Source organism: Azospirillum lipoferum, from assembly GCF_024170005.1.
In the GTDB taxonomy this organism is placed as follows: Bacteria; Pseudomonadota; Alphaproteobacteria; order Azospirillales; family Azospirillaceae; genus Azospirillum; species Azospirillum lipoferum.
Window position 1 is genome coordinate 223,994 of the sequence record NZ_JALJXJ010000006.1, and the last position, 14,581, is coordinate 238,574.

The 14,581-nt window shown below is 69.3% G+C and carries 15 protein-coding genes; 6 read left to right on the forward strand and 9 right to left on the reverse strand.

Annotated features, from left to right (window positions below; all coding sequences use genetic code 11):
• The first annotated feature begins 56 nt into the window (after positions 1–56).
• Both creD and J2848_RS15520 read left to right on the forward strand, forming a co-directional pair.
• Positions 57–1,412: a cell envelope integrity protein CreD gene (gene creD, locus J2848_RS15515; protein ID WP_170307054.1), complete on the forward strand. Its 1,356-nt coding sequence runs from the start codon at positions 57–59 to the stop codon at positions 1,410–1,412.
• Positions 1,409–2,929: a glycoside hydrolase family 3 N-terminal domain-containing protein gene (locus tag J2848_RS15520; RefSeq protein ID WP_149231872.1), complete on the forward strand. Its 1,521-nt coding sequence runs from the start codon at positions 1,409–1,411 to the stop codon at positions 2,927–2,929. The genes creD and J2848_RS15520 overlap by 4 nt, the downstream gene beginning before the upstream one ends.
• Before the next feature lie 343 nt (positions 2,930–3,272).
• Here the strand turns inward: J2848_RS15520 and J2848_RS15525 are convergent, their stop codons facing one another.
• Positions 3,273–3,722 (reverse strand): hypothetical protein, encoded by a 450-nt coding sequence (locus J2848_RS15525; protein WP_149231871.1) that lies wholly within the window; start codon positions 3,720–3,722, stop codon positions 3,273–3,275.
• Between the two features lie 326 nt (positions 3,723–4,048).
• Here J2848_RS15525 and J2848_RS15530 point away from each other — a divergent pair, with 326 nt between their 5' ends.
• The 4 genes from J2848_RS15530 to J2848_RS15545 all read left to right on the forward strand — a co-directional run bounded on the left by J2848_RS15530 (position 4,049) and on the right by J2848_RS15545 (position 7,685).
• Positions 4,049–5,242 (forward strand): muconate cycloisomerase family protein, encoded by a 1,194-nt coding sequence (locus tag J2848_RS15530; RefSeq protein ID WP_149231870.1) that lies wholly within the window; start codon positions 4,049–4,051, stop codon positions 5,240–5,242.
• Between the two features lie 4 nt (positions 5,243–5,246).
• On the forward strand, positions 5,247–5,537 hold the full coding sequence (gene catC, locus J2848_RS15535) for a muconolactone Delta-isomerase (protein ID WP_149231869.1): 291 nt from the start codon (positions 5,247–5,249) through the stop codon (positions 5,535–5,537).
• Between the two features lie 71 nt (positions 5,538–5,608).
• The gene (gene catA, locus J2848_RS15540; RefSeq protein WP_149231868.1) at positions 5,609–6,529 is read left to right on the forward strand and encodes a catechol 1,2-dioxygenase; all 921 of its coding nucleotides are present in this window, start codon (positions 5,609–5,611) and stop codon (positions 6,527–6,529) included.
• Between the two features lie 160 nt (positions 6,530–6,689).
• Positions 6,690–7,685: an AraC family transcriptional regulator gene (locus J2848_RS15545; protein WP_149231867.1), complete on the forward strand. Its 996-nt coding sequence runs from the start codon at positions 6,690–6,692 to the stop codon at positions 7,683–7,685.
• 24 nt (positions 7,686–7,709) lie between these two features.
• Here the strand turns inward: J2848_RS15545 and J2848_RS15550 are convergent, their stop codons facing one another.
• From J2848_RS15550 to andAd, 8 genes are all read right to left on the reverse strand, one after another.
• Positions 7,710–8,411 (reverse strand): ABC transporter ATP-binding protein, encoded by a 702-nt coding sequence (locus J2848_RS15550; protein WP_149231866.1) that lies wholly within the window; start codon positions 8,409–8,411, stop codon positions 7,710–7,712.
• Positions 8,411–9,166, reverse strand: a complete 756-nt coding sequence (locus J2848_RS15555) for an ABC transporter ATP-binding protein (RefSeq protein WP_149231865.1) — start codon at positions 9,164–9,166, stop codon at positions 8,411–8,413. The genes J2848_RS15550 and J2848_RS15555 overlap by 1 nt, the downstream gene beginning before the upstream one ends.
• Complete coding sequence (locus J2848_RS15560) at positions 9,159–10,148, reverse strand: branched-chain amino acid ABC transporter permease (protein WP_149231864.1); 990 nt, start codon at positions 10,146–10,148, stop codon at positions 9,159–9,161. Before J2848_RS15560 ends, J2848_RS15555 begins: the two co-directional genes overlap by 8 nt.
• A complete protein-coding gene (locus tag J2848_RS15565) occupies positions 10,145–11,077 on the reverse strand; it encodes a branched-chain amino acid ABC transporter permease (RefSeq protein WP_149231863.1) in 933 nt (310 codons plus the stop codon). Before J2848_RS15565 ends, J2848_RS15560 begins: the two co-directional genes overlap by 4 nt.
• 32 nt (positions 11,078–11,109) lie before the next feature.
• Positions 11,110–12,306 (reverse strand): ABC transporter substrate-binding protein, encoded by a 1,197-nt coding sequence (locus J2848_RS15570; protein ID WP_149231862.1) that lies wholly within the window; start codon positions 12,304–12,306, stop codon positions 11,110–11,112.
• Positions 12,307–12,469: 163 nt separating this feature from the next.
• Positions 12,470–13,735, reverse strand: a complete 1,266-nt coding sequence (locus J2848_RS15575; protein WP_149232058.1) for an NAD(P)/FAD-dependent oxidoreductase — start codon at positions 13,733–13,735, stop codon at positions 12,470–12,472.
• A gap of 22 nt (positions 13,736–13,757) precedes the next feature.
• Positions 13,758–14,072 (reverse strand): anthranilate 1,2-dioxygenase ferredoxin subunit AndAb, encoded by a 315-nt coding sequence (andAb, locus tag J2848_RS15580; protein ID WP_149231861.1) that lies wholly within the window; start codon positions 14,070–14,072, stop codon positions 13,758–13,760.
• A gap of 20 nt (positions 14,073–14,092) precedes the next feature.
• Positions 14,093–14,581 carry an anthranilate 1,2-dioxygenase small subunit AndAd gene (andAd, locus tag J2848_RS15585; RefSeq protein ID WP_149231860.1) on the reverse strand — a complete coding sequence of 163 codons (489 nt, stop codon included), beginning with the start codon at positions 14,579–14,581 and terminating at the stop codon, positions 14,093–14,095.

Genomic DNA, 14,581 nt, shown 5'->3' on the forward strand with positions numbered 1-14,581 from the left:
GGCATCCCGGGCCGCCACGCTGTGGGCCTGTTTCCCACCCCTCGTGGAGTGTCCGAATGACCATGCCGCCCGAATCCACTCCCAATCCGCTGGCCAATCCCCCACCCGTGCGGCGAAACCGCCGGTCCGCGAAGTTCCTGCAGATCGTCCTGCTTCTGGCGGTGACCCTCATCGCCGGCCTGCCGGTCTCCGGGATCATCGGCGAACGCTCGGACCGGCAGGCCGAAATGCAGGAGGAGCTGGCGCGGAGCTGGAGTCCGGAGCAGACCTTGCGGACACCGGTCCTGGCGGTTCCCTATCTCGCCGCCGACGGCAAGACCCGCGGTTACCTGAAGATCGCGCCCGCGACCCTGGCGACGCAGGCGGCCCTGGTGCCGGAGCGCAAGAGGCGCGGCCTGTTCTCCGCGACCGTCTACACCGTGGCGCTGGAGATGACCGGCAGCTTCGCCGTCCCGTCCGCGCCCAGCCTCGAAAAGCTGGTCGGGCGCGGCGGCTCCATCTCCTGGCAGGACAGCGTCTTCCTTCTCCAGGTGTCGGGATTGGCCGGCATGACGGCCGAGGACCGCGTCGTCTGGAACGGCGAGACCATTCCCTGGCGGGGCTGCCAGGAACTGGTCGCCCGCGCCGAAGACTGCTGGGGCGCCGCGCTCGCCGCCCGTCCGACGATGGCGGCGGCCCCCGCCACGAATGTCGAGATGAAGTTCCAGGCGACGGTGACCCTGCGTGGCACCGGGGCCTTCCACCAGACCCTGGACGGCCGGCAGGCCACGGCGGTCATCAAGGCGCCGTGGCCGACGCCGAGCTTCGTCGGCACCGTGCTGCCGTCGGACCCGACCGTGACCGCCGACGGCTTCGAGGCGCGGTGGAACGTTTCCGACTATTCCAGGCCGCCGCTCCGCTCCGACGCGGCTCTGCTGGACTCCGCCGAAGCCCAGTATCTCCCCTCGGTCGGCGTCGAGCTGCTGGAGGCGGTTCCCACCTACCGGATGATCAACCGCGCTTCGAAATACGCGAGCCTCTTCGTCGTCCTGTCCTTCACCGTCTATACGCTGTTCGAGCTTCTCTCCAGCGTGCGCATCCACATCGTCCAGTATGGCCTGCTGGGGCTGTCGATGACGCTGTTCTCCCTTCTGCTGGTGTCCTTCGCCGAACCGTTCGGCTATGTCGCCGGCTATTGGATCAGCGCGGCGCTCGTCCTGGTCCAGGCGACGGCCTACACGGCGGCCGTCACCCGGCGCGCGAGGTCAACCCTGGTCTTCGCGACGGCGCTGGCGAGCCTGTTCGGCTTCCTCCACCTCCTGCTCGGCCTGGAGAACTACTCCCTGCTGGTGGGGACGGTCGCCTTGTTCCTGGTCCTGTCGGCGGTCATGGCCGTCACCCAGCGGGTGGACTGGCAGGGAGAGGAGCCGTGAGGGCCATCACCTGGGCAGGAGTCTGGTGGGTCGGTGGCCTGCTGCTGGCCTTCGCGGGGGCCAATATCCACGATCCCTACATGACCCCGGTCAAGGGCTGGTCGCTGTCCCTGATCGTGGTGGCCGGGCTGTGCGGCCTGCTCGTCCTGCGGCGGAGGGGCTTTGGCCGGCGGCCGGCGCTCGTGCTGCTCTGGCTGGCGGTGCCGCTCTGCACGGTGGGTGCGGAGGCCGTGTTCCAGATCCGCAAGGTGCAGGTCCTGGCGATGCGGGAGCCGCTGGCGGTCGATCTGGGGCGGCACTTCATCGTCGGCTACCGGCGGGTCGAGGAGGTCGAAGCGCTGGCGGCGCGCGGGCTGATCGGCGGAGTCTTCGTGTCCCGGCACAATCTGGCCGGACGGACGGCCGAAGCGCTGCGCGACGAGATCGGCCATTTGCAGGAGATCCGGCGGCGGGCCGGGCTGCCGCCGCTGGTGGTGGCCGCCGACCAGGAGGGCGGCATCGTATCCCGGCTGTCGCCCTGGCTGCCGCATCGCTCCGCCCCGGCGGCGCTGGCCGGCCTGCCGCCCGGTGAGCGCCGCGCCGCCGCGCGCGCGCTCGGGCGGGCGCATGGGCGGGATTTGCAATCGATCGGCGTGACCGTCAACCTCGCGCCGGTCCTCGATCTGCGCCGCGACCATCCGCCCGATCCGCTGGATTTCCACAGCCTCATCGCGCAGCGGGCGATTTCCGACGATCCGGAGGTGGTGGCCGAGGTCGCCGCCGCCTATGCCGGGGGTGTCACCGACGGCGGCGTCCGGCCGACCGCCAAGCATTTCCCCGGCCTGGGCCGGGCGCAGAGCGACACCCACCATTTCCGTGCCGTCATCGGCGACCCGCGCGAGGTGCTGGAAGCGACCGACTGGCTGCCCTTCCGCCGCGTGCTGGCCGCCGATCCGCACACCCTTCTGATGGTCGGCCATGCCATCGTGGCGGCCGTCGATCCCGACCGGCCGGCCTCCCACTCGCGGCGGCTGATCGACGGGGTGATCCGCCGGGATTGGGGGTTCGACGGCCTGATCGTCACCGACGACATGGTCATGACGCCGGTCTACCAGTACGGGCTGTGCCGGGCGGTCGTCGAGGCGCTGAACGCCGGGGTCGATCTTCTGCTGTTCGCACTCGACGGCAGCCAGTTCTATCGGGCCATGGCCTGTGCCGTGGACGCCGGAAAACACGGCCGGCTCGATCAGGCCATGCTGGCGGCGAGCGACAGGCGCTTGCTTGCCGATGATGTCGGCGTCCCGCGCGCAGCGGCTTCATCGGCGTCGCCTCCCGCGCTTCGATCAGGAGGTTTGGGCCATCTTGCCCGCCCACAGGTCGACGGGACCCATCCGGTCGGCCCCCTGCGTGGCGAGCGTCCAGCCGGGATATTCCGGCGGCAGTTCGCTGACCGCGTCGAGCTTCACGATCTCGTCGTCGCTCAGTTTCTTGAAGTAGAGACCTTTCGCGGGGGGCAGAGAACTCGTTTCCCGGCGTGATCCGCCGCGTCATCTCTTCGGTGCTGAGAGTTGCCATGGTCGCAGTGTCACCGCGCCCAGAACGCATCCAGGAAGGCTCTTGCGATCTCTTCTTTCTGCTTGCCGTCCATCACGCATCCCCCTTCTGGCTGCTCATTTTCAACCTCGCCAGGCCAATCTGCTTATTCGATATTTGGAAGAAAAATCCAAGTAATGGCGGACTATGTTCCAAATTTGGAAAACAGCGGGGTGCCTGATTGGGTGGTGATCGGGGGCCGTTCACCTGACGGAGGCAAAGAGAAGGCCCCGGCGGGTGAACCGCTCGGGGCCAAGGCCATGGGAGGAAAGAGGTGTAACGCGGTACTCAGCGCTGGCGGACGAGGGCGCCCTGGCCGGCGACGTTGCCGATGCCGGCGGCGAGGTTCTGCACGTTGGCGAGGTTCGGGGCTCCGAAAGGCGTCCGGCCACCGGAGCGCTGGAGCACCGTCACGCCCTGCATCGCCGAGTTGCCGATGCCCGCCGCGGTGTTCGACACGTTGGCCATCGAGCCGCCGGGGAGCAGCCCGCCGCTGCGCTGGCCGACCAGGACGCCCTGGCTGGCGGTGTTGCCGATCCCGGCGGCGAGGTTCGAGACGTTCGCCGCGTTCGGACCGCCGAACAGCCCGCCGCTGCGCTGCATCGTCGTGACGCTCTGGGCAGCACTGTTGCCGATGCCGGCCGCGGTGTTCGACAGGTTGGACACATTCTGCGCCATGGCCGGGGCGGCGAGCAGGGCCAGGGTGGCGAAGCCGGCGAGCAAGGAGGTGCGGATCATGGTGTGGTCTCCTGGATGGGGCCGGTGCTGTGCATCCGGCGGGTTGTCCCGATGACATGACCCTAGCCGACCCCGCCCGCCGCCGATGTGAGCCGGGCCACAACCGGCCGCATCTTTCACCACGATCCAGAACTCCAGGGGCTCCACCGCTCGGAAATCGGTCCCCGCTGCCTTCGGACCTTCTCAGCACCGCCCATACCTCTTGGGTATGGAAACCGGACTCAATCGGTTTTGGACACCGACTGTCCTTTAAAACGATGATCAGCCCCAGAAGCTCTGAAGCTGCAAATGCACTGATTTGGGCGCACTGATTTGAGGATGTTCGCGTGACGAAAATCGAGCGGGTCGAAACCTTCATTCTGGATCTGCCGACCATCCGCCAGCATGTGCTGGCGATGGCGACGATGCGGACGCAATCGGTCGTGATCGTCCGCATCACCGCGTCCGACGGTGTCGTCGGCTGGGGCGAAGGGGCGACCATCGGCGGCCTGAGCTATGGCGAGGAATCGGTCGAGGGCATGGCGCTGGCCATCGACACCTACATGACGCCGTTGCTGGTCGGCGAGGACGCCGGACGGGTCGGTGCCGCGATGGCGCGGATCGACGCCTTCGTCCAGGGCAACAACACGGCCAAATGCGCGGTCGAGACGGCGCTTCAGGACGCGGCGGCCCGGCGGCTGGGCGTATCGCTGGCCGATCTGTTCGGCGGGCGGGTGCGCGACCGGCTGCCCTGCGCCTGGACACTGGCGAGCGGGCAATCCGACCTGGACATCGCCGAGGCCGAGCGGCTGCTCGACGCCCGCCGCCACAACATCTTCAAGCTGAAGATCGGCAAGCGCGCGCTGGCCGACGACATCGCCCACATCGCCGCGATCAAACGCGCGCTGGGCGACCGCGCCAGCGTCCGGGTCGACGTCAACCAGGCCTGGAGCGTCACCGACGCCCGGCGCGGACTGGCGGCGCTGGCCGACGCCGGGGCCGATCTCGTCGAACAGCCGGTAAGCCGCCGGCATCTGCCGGCGCTGGCCCGCCTGACCCAGGATTTTCCCATCGCCGTGATGGCCGACGAGATCCTGCGCGGCACCGAAGACGCCTTCCGTGTCGCCGCCGCCGCCGGGGCCGACGTCTTCTCGGTCAAGCTGGCCCAATCGGGCGGCGTCGGTCCGGCGGCCAAGGTCGCGGCCATCGCCGAGGCGGCCGGGATCGGCATCTATGGCGGCACCATGATCGAAACCGGGGTGGGGACGGCGGCGGCGGCCCAGCTGTTCGCCACGCTGCCCCGGCTGGACTGGGGAACCGAGCTGTTCGGCCCCCTGCTGTTCACCGACGATTTTCTCGCCACGCCGCTGCGTTACGAGGAGTTCGCCCTGGTCGTGCCGGACGGGCCGGGCATCGGCGTCGACATCGACCCCGACCGGCTGGATGCCCTGCGCCGCGACCGTCCGCGCAGCCTCCACGCGACCCGTGCCATTTCTCAGGCCGCCATTCCCCAAGCCGCCGTTCCCCAAGCCGGAGAGTGATCCCATGCTGTTCCATGTGACGATGACCGTGCGCCTGCCGGCCGACATGCCGGCGGACGACGCGGCCGACCTGAAGGCGCGCGAGAAGGCCATCGCCGCCGGCCTGCAACGCGGCGGCAAATGGCGCCATCTGTGGCGCGTCGCCGGCGCCTACGCCAATGTCAGCATCTTCGATGTCGCCGACAATGCCGAGCTGCACGACATCCTGACCGGACTGCCCCTGTTCCCCTACATGGACATCGCCGTGACGCCGCTGTGCCGTCACCCCTCCTCGGTCCGTGACGGCGACGCCTGACGGTCCTCATCACACGTCCGTTCCCCAGCCCCCCTCACGCCACCAACCAACAAGTTCAAAGGGAGACTCCCATGCAGGCCAAGGAAATCGATGCGCTGCTGGCGCGCTTCACCCAGGTCACGCCCGGCAAGACGCCCAACCCGCGGGTCAAGGCGATCGTCGACCGCATCGTCCGCGACTTGTTCGTGACGATGAACGAATTCGACGTTACCCCGGACGAATTCTGGACCGCCTGCAACTACCTGACCGAGCTGGGCAAGAACAACGAGGCCGGGCTGCTGGCTCCGGGGCTGGGCTTCGAGCATTTCATCGACCTGCTGGTCGAGGAGCGCGAGAGCGCCGCCGGCCTGAATGAGAACGGCACGCCGCGCACCATCGAAGGCCCGCTCTATGTGGCCGGCGCCCCGGTACACCAGGGCAGCGCCCGCATCGATGACGGGCTGGACAGCGAGGCGGAGCCGCTCTTCATGTCGGGCGTCGTGCGCGATGCCTCGGGCAAGCCGATCCCCAACGCGGTGGTCGAGGTCTGGCATGCCAATTCCAAGGGCAACTATTCGATCTTCGACAGTTCGCAGACGCCCTTCAACAACCGTGGCACCATCCAGACCGGTGCCGACGGGCGCTATTCCTTCCAGTCGATCATGCCGTCGGGCTATGCCTGCCCGCCGGGCAGCAGCACGCTGCAACTGCTGGACCTGCTGGGCCGCCACGGCGCCCGTCCCGCCCACATCCACTTCTTCGTCAGCGCCCCCGGCTACCGCAAGCTGACGACGCAGATCAACATCCAGGGCGACCCGCTGATCGACGACGATTTCGCCTTCGCCACCCGCGACGGTCTGGTGCCCGAGATTCGCCGCATCGACGATCCGGCGGCGCTGGAGGCCCGTGGCGTGACCCGTCCCTTCGCCGAGATCGGCTTCGACTTCCGTCTGGTCGAGGCCCGCGACGGCCTGCCGGCCGACGTGGTCGAACGCGCGCGCGTGTCCGCCTGAACGGTCCAGACGCCCCAGGGGCGCCCCGGCTTCCGCTCCGTAACGACCCCCGCCAGTCCTGGCGGGGGCGTTCCCGTTTCGGAATCCGGGATACGGTATAAGATTTGCTTAGAGTCCGTATCGTTGCGAGGATTGTCCACAGCCGGGAGGATGCGTCGCCATGGACATGACTGCCGCCTTGTCTGCCCTGAACGGGCCGTCCCTCGACGCGTCGGCGCTTCGGCTGTGCCGCGTCTTCGAGACAGCGGATCTGGACGACGCCCGCGAACGGATTTCCAAGGTGATGCAGCCGCACAGCCTGATGGCCTGCGGCCGGCCGAAGGGGGGGCAGCCCTCGCACATGGATTTCATGGCGATGAAGGGCATGGGGATCGGGACGATCAAGTTCGGTCAGGCATCGATCGCCGTCCCGCCGCTGGACGATTACTATCTCGCCATCCTCTGCGTCAGCGGCGGCGCCGAAATCCGCATCGAGCGCGACACCTTCACCGTGGACCGTTTCAACGGCGTGCTCTGTTCGCCGGGAAGCCCAATCGCTGGGCAGTTCTCGCCCGATTGCGAGCAGCTGGTGCTCAAGATTGCGCGCACCCGGCTGGCGACCTTCAACGGGCCGCGTCCGGTGCGGCTGGCGTCAAGGCTCGATCTGCGCAGCCCGCGGCTGACGCCGCTGCTGGTGGCGCTGCGCGGCGTGATCGGCGACCCGGCCACCGTGCGGCTGATCCGCGACGACGCCCTGGTCGCCGCGGAGTATGAGCAGCTTTTCCTGCGGCTGCTGCTGGCCGGGCAGGAATGCGTCGAGACGGACGACCGGCCGCAGGGTCCGCGGCCGGTGTCGGTTCATCGCGCCATCGCCTATCTGCGGGAGAATTCCGCCGCCGCGGTCACGCTGGCCGACATCGCCCAGGCGGCCGGCGTGCCGGAACGCACGCTGCACGACGCCTTCAAGCGCTTCGAGGGCGTCAGCCCGTTACGCTATCTGCGCAACCTGCGGCTCGACGATGTTCATGCGCAGCTGCGCGCCGGTGGTGGGGAAGATGCCAGCGTGACGGCCATCGCGCTGAACGCCGGCTTCACCCATCTGAGCCGCTTCGCCCAGGATTATGCCGAGCGCTTCGGCGAGCGGCCGTCCGACACCCTGCGCCGGGGGTGCGCCTGACGGCGGCCGCTATCCCCCGACGCCTCAGATGTGCAGGTAGCTTTCCTGGATGTCCGTCGCCCGGCCCAGCTCCGCGCTGGTGCCGCTCCACACCGTGCGGCCCTTCTCGATCACCGCGCAGGCGTCGGCGAGGCGCAGTACCGCCGACAGGTTCTTGTCGACCAGAAGGATGGACTGGCCTTCGCGCTTCAGCGTCTCCAGCACCGCCCAGATTTCGGCGCGGATCACCGGGGCCAGCCCTTCGGTCGCTTCGTCCAGGATCAGCAGGCGCGGGTTGGTCATCAGCGCCCGCCCGATCGCCAGCATCTGCTGCTCGCCGCCCGACAGGCGGTTGCCCAGGTTGCGGCGGCGTTCGCGCAGGCGGGGGAACAGTTCCCACACCGCCTCCAGCGTCCAGCGTGCGGTTCCATCGCCACGGGCGGCGGCGGTGGCGACGAGGTTTTCCTCCACCGTCAGGGTCGGGAAGATCTGGCGGCCTTCCGGCACCAGCCCGACCCCCAGCCGCGCCACCCGGTGCGGCGGCATCCGGCCGATGCCCCGGCCGTCGAAGCTGACGCCGCCGCCCCAGCGCGGGATCAGCCCCATGATTGCGGAGATGGTCGTCGTCTTGCCCATGCCGTTGCGCCCCATCAGGGCCAGCACCTGACCGGCCTCGATGGAGAGCGACACGTCGAACAGCACCTGGCTCTGGCCGTAGCCCGCCGTGAGATTGTCGATCTTCAGCATCACGCCAGCGCGTCCTCTCCAAGATAGGCGGTGCGGACTTCCGGATGGCCGCGGATCTCGTCCACCGTGCCGGTGACGATGACCCGGCCATAGACCAGGACGGAGATGCGGTCGGCCAGGGCGAACACCGCCTGCATGTCATGCTCGACCAGCAGGATGCCGTAGCGGCTGCGCAGGTCGCGCAGGATGCCGATCAGCCGCTCCGTCTCCTCCGGCCCGGCCCCGGCCAGCGGCTCGTCGAGCAGCAGCAGGCGGGGGTTCATCGCGATGGCGATGGCGAGTTCGAGCTGGCGCTTCTCGCCATGCGACAGGGCCGCGGCGCCGCGGTCGGCGACGCGGCCCAGCCCGACGGTGTCGAGTGCGGCGCGCGCCTCCTCGTTCAGCGCCTTCTCGTTCGCGACCGGTCGCAGGAAGCGGAAGGAGGAGCCGCTGCGCGCCTGCACCGCCAGCGCCACATTCTCCAGGGCGGTGAAGCCCGGCACGATGCTGGTGATCTGGAAGCTGCGGGCCAGCCCCAGCCGGGCGCGGCGTTCGAAGGGCAGGGCGGTCACATCCTGCCCGGCGAAGCGGATGGTTCCGCGGTCCGGGCGCAGGGTGCCGCTGATCTGGTGGATCAGCGTGGTCTTGCCCGCCCCGTTCGGGCCGATGATCGCGTGGATCTCCCCCGGCAGGACGGTCAGCGACACGTCGGAGGTCACGGTCAGCGCGCCGAAATTCTTGCTCAGGCCGCGCAGCTCCAGCAACGGATCAGGCATCGGCGTTCCTCCGCTTGGGCGAGGCGAACCGGAAGGCGGCGCGCAGGCGCAGCGGGGCGCCGACCAGCCCGTCCGGCAGGAACAGCACCGACAGCACCAGCAGCGGCCCGAACACCAGCCGCCAGTAGACCAGCAGGTGCGACAGCGATTCCTCCAGCAGCACGATGGCGAGCGCCCCCAGGATCGCGCCGCCGAGCTGGCCGACGCCGCCGAGGATGACCATGAACAGCAGCTCGCCCGAGCGGGTCCAGGACAGCAGGGCAGGGGACACGAACTCCGTCGCGTTGGCCAGCAGGGCGCCGGCCAGCCCGCCGACCGCCCCGGCCATCACATAGGCGACCAGACGGTAGGGGTAGGGCTGGAAGCCGACCGCCAGCGCCCGCTGCGGATTCTCCCGCGCCGCCCGCAGCACCCGGCCGAACCGGCTGCCCAGCAGCAGGCTGCCGCCGACCCAGACCAGGGCCAGCAGGCTGAGGCAGAGGAAATGGAAGGTCAGGCGGCTGTCCAGGATCCGGGTCCCCAGCCATTCGGTGCGGGCATAGAGCGTGTAGCCGTCGTCGCCGCCCAGGCTGGAGAAGGAGGAGGTGGTGAAGAAGGCCATCTGGCCGAAGGCCAGCGTGATCATGATGAAATGCACGCCGCTGGTGCGCAGCGACACCGCTCCCGTCAGAAGCGCGTAGGCGGCGGCCGCGGTGATGGCGGCGGGAAAGACGATCAACCCCTCGCTGATCCCGGCGGCGTCGAAGGCGACCACGGTATAGGCGCCGATCCCCATCGTCGCGGCGTGGCCCAGGCTGACCAGCCCGGCGCCGCCGACCAGCAGCGACAGGCTGACCGCCGCCATGCCCAGGATCATCGCGCGGGCCAGCAGGCCGAGCGCGAAGCCGTCGCCGAAACCGAGGAAGGGGGCCGCCGCCAGCGCCAGCAGCGTGACCAGGGCAAGGGCATGTTTGCGAAGGGTTTTGCGAAGCGGTGCCGTCATGCCGAACGTCCTCCCGGAAACAGCCCGGCCGGGCGGAAGAACAGGATGGCGGCCATGACGATGTAGACCAGCATGGAGGCCAGCGCCGCTCCGGTCTGCCGGGCCGACGACGGGTCGAGCAGCAGCCGCAGCAGGTCGGGCAGCATCGCCCGCCCCACACTGTCGAGCAGCCCGACCAGCAATGCTGCGATGAAGGCGCCGCGGATGGAGCCGACGCCGCCGATGACGATGACCACGAAGCACAGGATCAGCACGGTGTCGCCCATGCCCGGCGCCACCGGGAAGATCGGGCTGGCCAGCGCCCCGGCGAAGCCCGCCAGCATGGCGCCGAAGGCGAAGACGATTGTGAACAGGCGGCGGATGTCCACCCCCAGCGCCGACACCATGGCGGGATGGGTCGCCCCCGCCCGCACCAGCATGCCGGCCCGCGTGCGCTCCACCAGGAACCACAGCAGCAGCGGCACCACGATGCCGACGCCGATGATGACCAGCCGGTAGGTCGGGTAGATCAGTCCGGCGACGATCTCCACCCCGCCCAGCGGGCCGCCGGACAGTCCCGACGGCTCCAGCACGGTCTGCGGCGCGCTGCCCCACAGTGCCCGCGTCGCCTCCTCCACCGTCAGGATCACCCCGAAGGTGGCGAGCACCTGGCTCAGATGGTCGCGGCGGTAGAGATGGCGGAACACCAGCCATTCCAGCGCCAGCCCGACCAGCAGCGCCACCGGCAGGGCCAGCAGCGCCCCCAGCCAGAAGCTGCCGGTCCACACCCCCAGCGTGGCGGCGACATAGGCCCCCAGCATGTACTGGACGCCATGGGCCAGATTGATCAGGTCCATGACGCCGAACACCAGACTGAGTCCGGCCGCCACCAGGAACAACAGCACCCCGAACTGCAGGCCGTTCAGGGCCTGCACCAGAAGCATGGACATCGCGAAAGCCCCCTGTCAGCCCGTCCCGCCCGTCACCCCATCTTGCAGGAGGCGGCGTAGCTGTCGGCGTCGGCGGTCAGCACCTTGCGCACGGTTTCCGTCTGGAACTTGCCGTCGGCGCGCTTGGCGACCTTGCACAGCCAGAAATCCTGGATCGGGAAATGGTTGGGACCCAGCCGCAGCGCGCCCCGCACCGACGGGAAATCGCCGGCCTCCAGCGCCGTGCGTAGCGCCGCCTTGTCGGCGACGTCGCCCTTGGTCCGGCGGATCGCCGCGTCCAGCATGTGGGCGGCGTCATAGGCGTGGGCGGCGAAGTTCGACGGGACATAGCCGTAGGCCGCCTCGAACTCCTGCACGAAGCGGCGGCTGTGCGGGTTGTCGAAGTTGGGCGCCCAGGTGGCGGCGGTGTAGAAGTCGAGCGCCGCCTCGCCCTGGGCCGGCAGGGTCGATTCATCGACGGTGAAGGTGGACAGGAAGGGGATGTTGGCCAGCCCGGCCTGCCGGTACTGCCGCACCAGATTGACGCCGAGCGCGCCCGGCATGAAGGTGAAGATGGCGTCCGGCTTGGCGGCGGCGATCTTGGTGACCTCGGTCGAGAAGTCGAGCTGGCTCAGCGGCACATAGATCTCGTCGACCACCTCGCCCTTGTAGCGGCTGCGGAAACCGGCCACCGCGTCCTTGCCGGCCTGATAGTTCGGCACCAGGATGAAGACGCGCTTGTAGCCCAGATCCTGCGCCGCCTGCCCCATCGTCGCGTGCGGCTGGTCGTTCTGGTAGGCGCTGCTGAAGAGGAACGGACTGCACCCCTTGCCGGCGAGGGTGGAGGGACCGGCGTTGGCGGTGATCAGGAAGGTGTTGCTCTCCGTCACCGGGCGGACGATGGCCTGCAGCATGTTGCTGAAGACGACGCCGACCACGAAATCGACCTTGTCGCGCTCCAGCGCGGCGCGGACCTTGGACACCGCCACGTCGGGCTTCAGCTCGTCGTCGATCACCAGCGTCTCGACCGCCCGGCCGCCGAGCTGGTTGTTCAGCCGCGTCACCCCCGCCAGCCAGCCGTCGCGCAGATGCGTGCCCAGCGCCGCCCCCGGACCGGACAGCGTGCCGACGAACGCCACCTTCACCGCCTGGTTCTGCGCCCGCGCGATGGACGGCGCGAACGCGAAGCCGCCGGTGGCGGCGAGGGTTGCGGTTGCGGCGGTCGTGGTGAGAAAGCTGCGACGGTTCATTGGTGAATTTCCCTGTTCTTGAAGTGTTTGGAGCATACCCCCGCGATCCGGCTTTTGGCATCCGTGTCTCTGCGGTGCACCGGTTGTCCGTGGCGGGGGTCGAACTGTCCAGATCCGAAATTCGGTTCCTTGAAACCGGAGCCGGAATGTCTGGAAGGACGCGTCAGTCCATTCCGACGTTCGGGCGGCTGGGCAGGCGCTGGACCGGCGTCGCCGTGTCGGCCCAGGCGTCCGGCAGCGGGGCGCGGCCATCCTCCAGCAGCTTGCGCAGCACGCGCAGGTCGCGGGCGGCGTTGACCGCGACCGCGCCGACGGCGATCCCGGACTCGTCCAGCATCAGCCAGCAGCCACTTCCGGCCTCCGGCGTGCCGCGCGCAACCGCGCGGGTGCCGAGGCCGGGCAACCCCAGCATCTGGACGTTCACGCCATACTGATCGGACCAGAACCACGGGATGTCGGCATAGACGCCGGTCCCGCCCAGGGCCGCTCGCGCCGCGGCGATGGCCTGGTTCTGGGCGTTGGCCCAGGATTCCAGCCGCAGCGCCGCCCCGGCGAAGGCGTTGGGATGGCGGGCGACGTCGCCGGCGGCGAAGATGCGGGGGTCGGAGGTCCGCCCCTGGGCATCGACGACGATGCCGTCGTCCAGCGCCAGACCCATCGCCGCAGCCAGCCCGACCTCCGGCTCGATGCCGATGCCGAGCAGCAGATGGTCGGCATCCAGCCGGCCGCCGTCGGCCAGGGTGACGGCGACGCCATCGGCCGTACCGGTGACGCCGGCAACACCGGTCCCGGTCAGCACGTGCACGCCGTTGGCTTCATGCAGAGTGTGCAGCCAGTCGGAGACCACCGGCGGCATGGTGCGGGCGCACAGCCGGGGGGCCGCCTCCACCACCGTCACCGCGACCCCGAGGGCGCGGGCGGTCGCCGCGACCTCCAGCCCGATCCAGCCGCCGCCCAGCACCAGCAGATGCTTCGCCCCGGCCAGCGCACCACGCAGCCGTTCGGACTCCGTCAGCGTGCGCAGGGTGTGGACCCGCTCCGCCGGCACCGCGTCCAGGCCGGGCAACCGCCGCGCCTGCCCGCCGGTCGCCAGGAACAGCGTGTCGTAGGCGACGCTCCGGCCGTCGGCGGTGGTGACGACCCGCGCCTCCCGGTCCACCGCCGTCACGCGCTGGCCGAGCCAGCACTCGATGCCGGCCTCCTCGGCCAGCGTCGCGTTCAGCAGGGTGATCGCCTCGACGCTGCCGGTTCCGCGCAGGAACTCCTTCGACAGGGCCGGCCGTTCATAGGGCCAGTGCGGTTCCTCGCCGATCAGCACCAGCCGTCCGGCGAACCCCTCGGCCCGCAGGGTGCGGGCGATCCAGGCGGCGGCTTGACCGCCGCCGACCACCACATAGGTCGCGTCGTTTTCCGGCATCGCGGTCAACATCGCGGTCAAGGGCGCCTCCTCCTCAGCGGTTGAGAGCGATCTCGACCCGGTCGCCGACCACCCGCACGGGATAGCTACGCACCGGCTCGGTGATCGGGGCGGAGCAGGGGGCGCCGCTGCGGATGTCCACCAGCCCCTGGTGCAGCGGGCATTCGACGCAGCCGTTTTCGACGAAGCCGTCGGACAGCCGGGCCGCCCCGTGGGAGCAGAGGTCGTGCAGGGCGAAGAAGGCGCCCTCCTGCCGGAACAGGGCGACCGGCACGCCGGCGATGCTGAGCCCCATCACCTCGTCGTCGCTGAGCGCGTCGGTGGCGGCGGCGTCGTGCCATTCGGTCATGGTCGGCCTCCTCTCCGCGGTCAGATCGGGTAGGCCAGCAGGGTCTGCACCCGGCTGGTGTCGTAGATGCAGCGCTTGGCCTTGAAGCGCAGCCCTTCGGCCGTGCGCACCACATGGTCGAGATAGCGCCCGGCTTGGTAGACCGTCGATTCCCCGGCCGCCGAGGTGTTGATCACCACATAGCTGGTCTGGCAGAGATAGCCGTCCGCCCCGTCGCTCCTCCATTCCAGGCCGGACAGGCAATGGCGGTAGATCGGCTGTTCGAAGATGTTGGCGTTGCGCATCGCCACCACGCGGTCGCGCAGCATGCGGGCGTTGTCGCAATGCATGATCGGCGCCGGCAGCCCCAGATCCTCGTTCTCCTTCGAGATGATCTGGTACAGGCAGTCCTCGGTGAACAGCGCCGGCCATTCCTCCATCCGGTCATTATCGATGATGGAGACGTAACGGTCCTGGAGCGCGCTCAGCTCCAGGCGGATCATCAGGTCGCGGGTCGTCAGGTCGTTCAT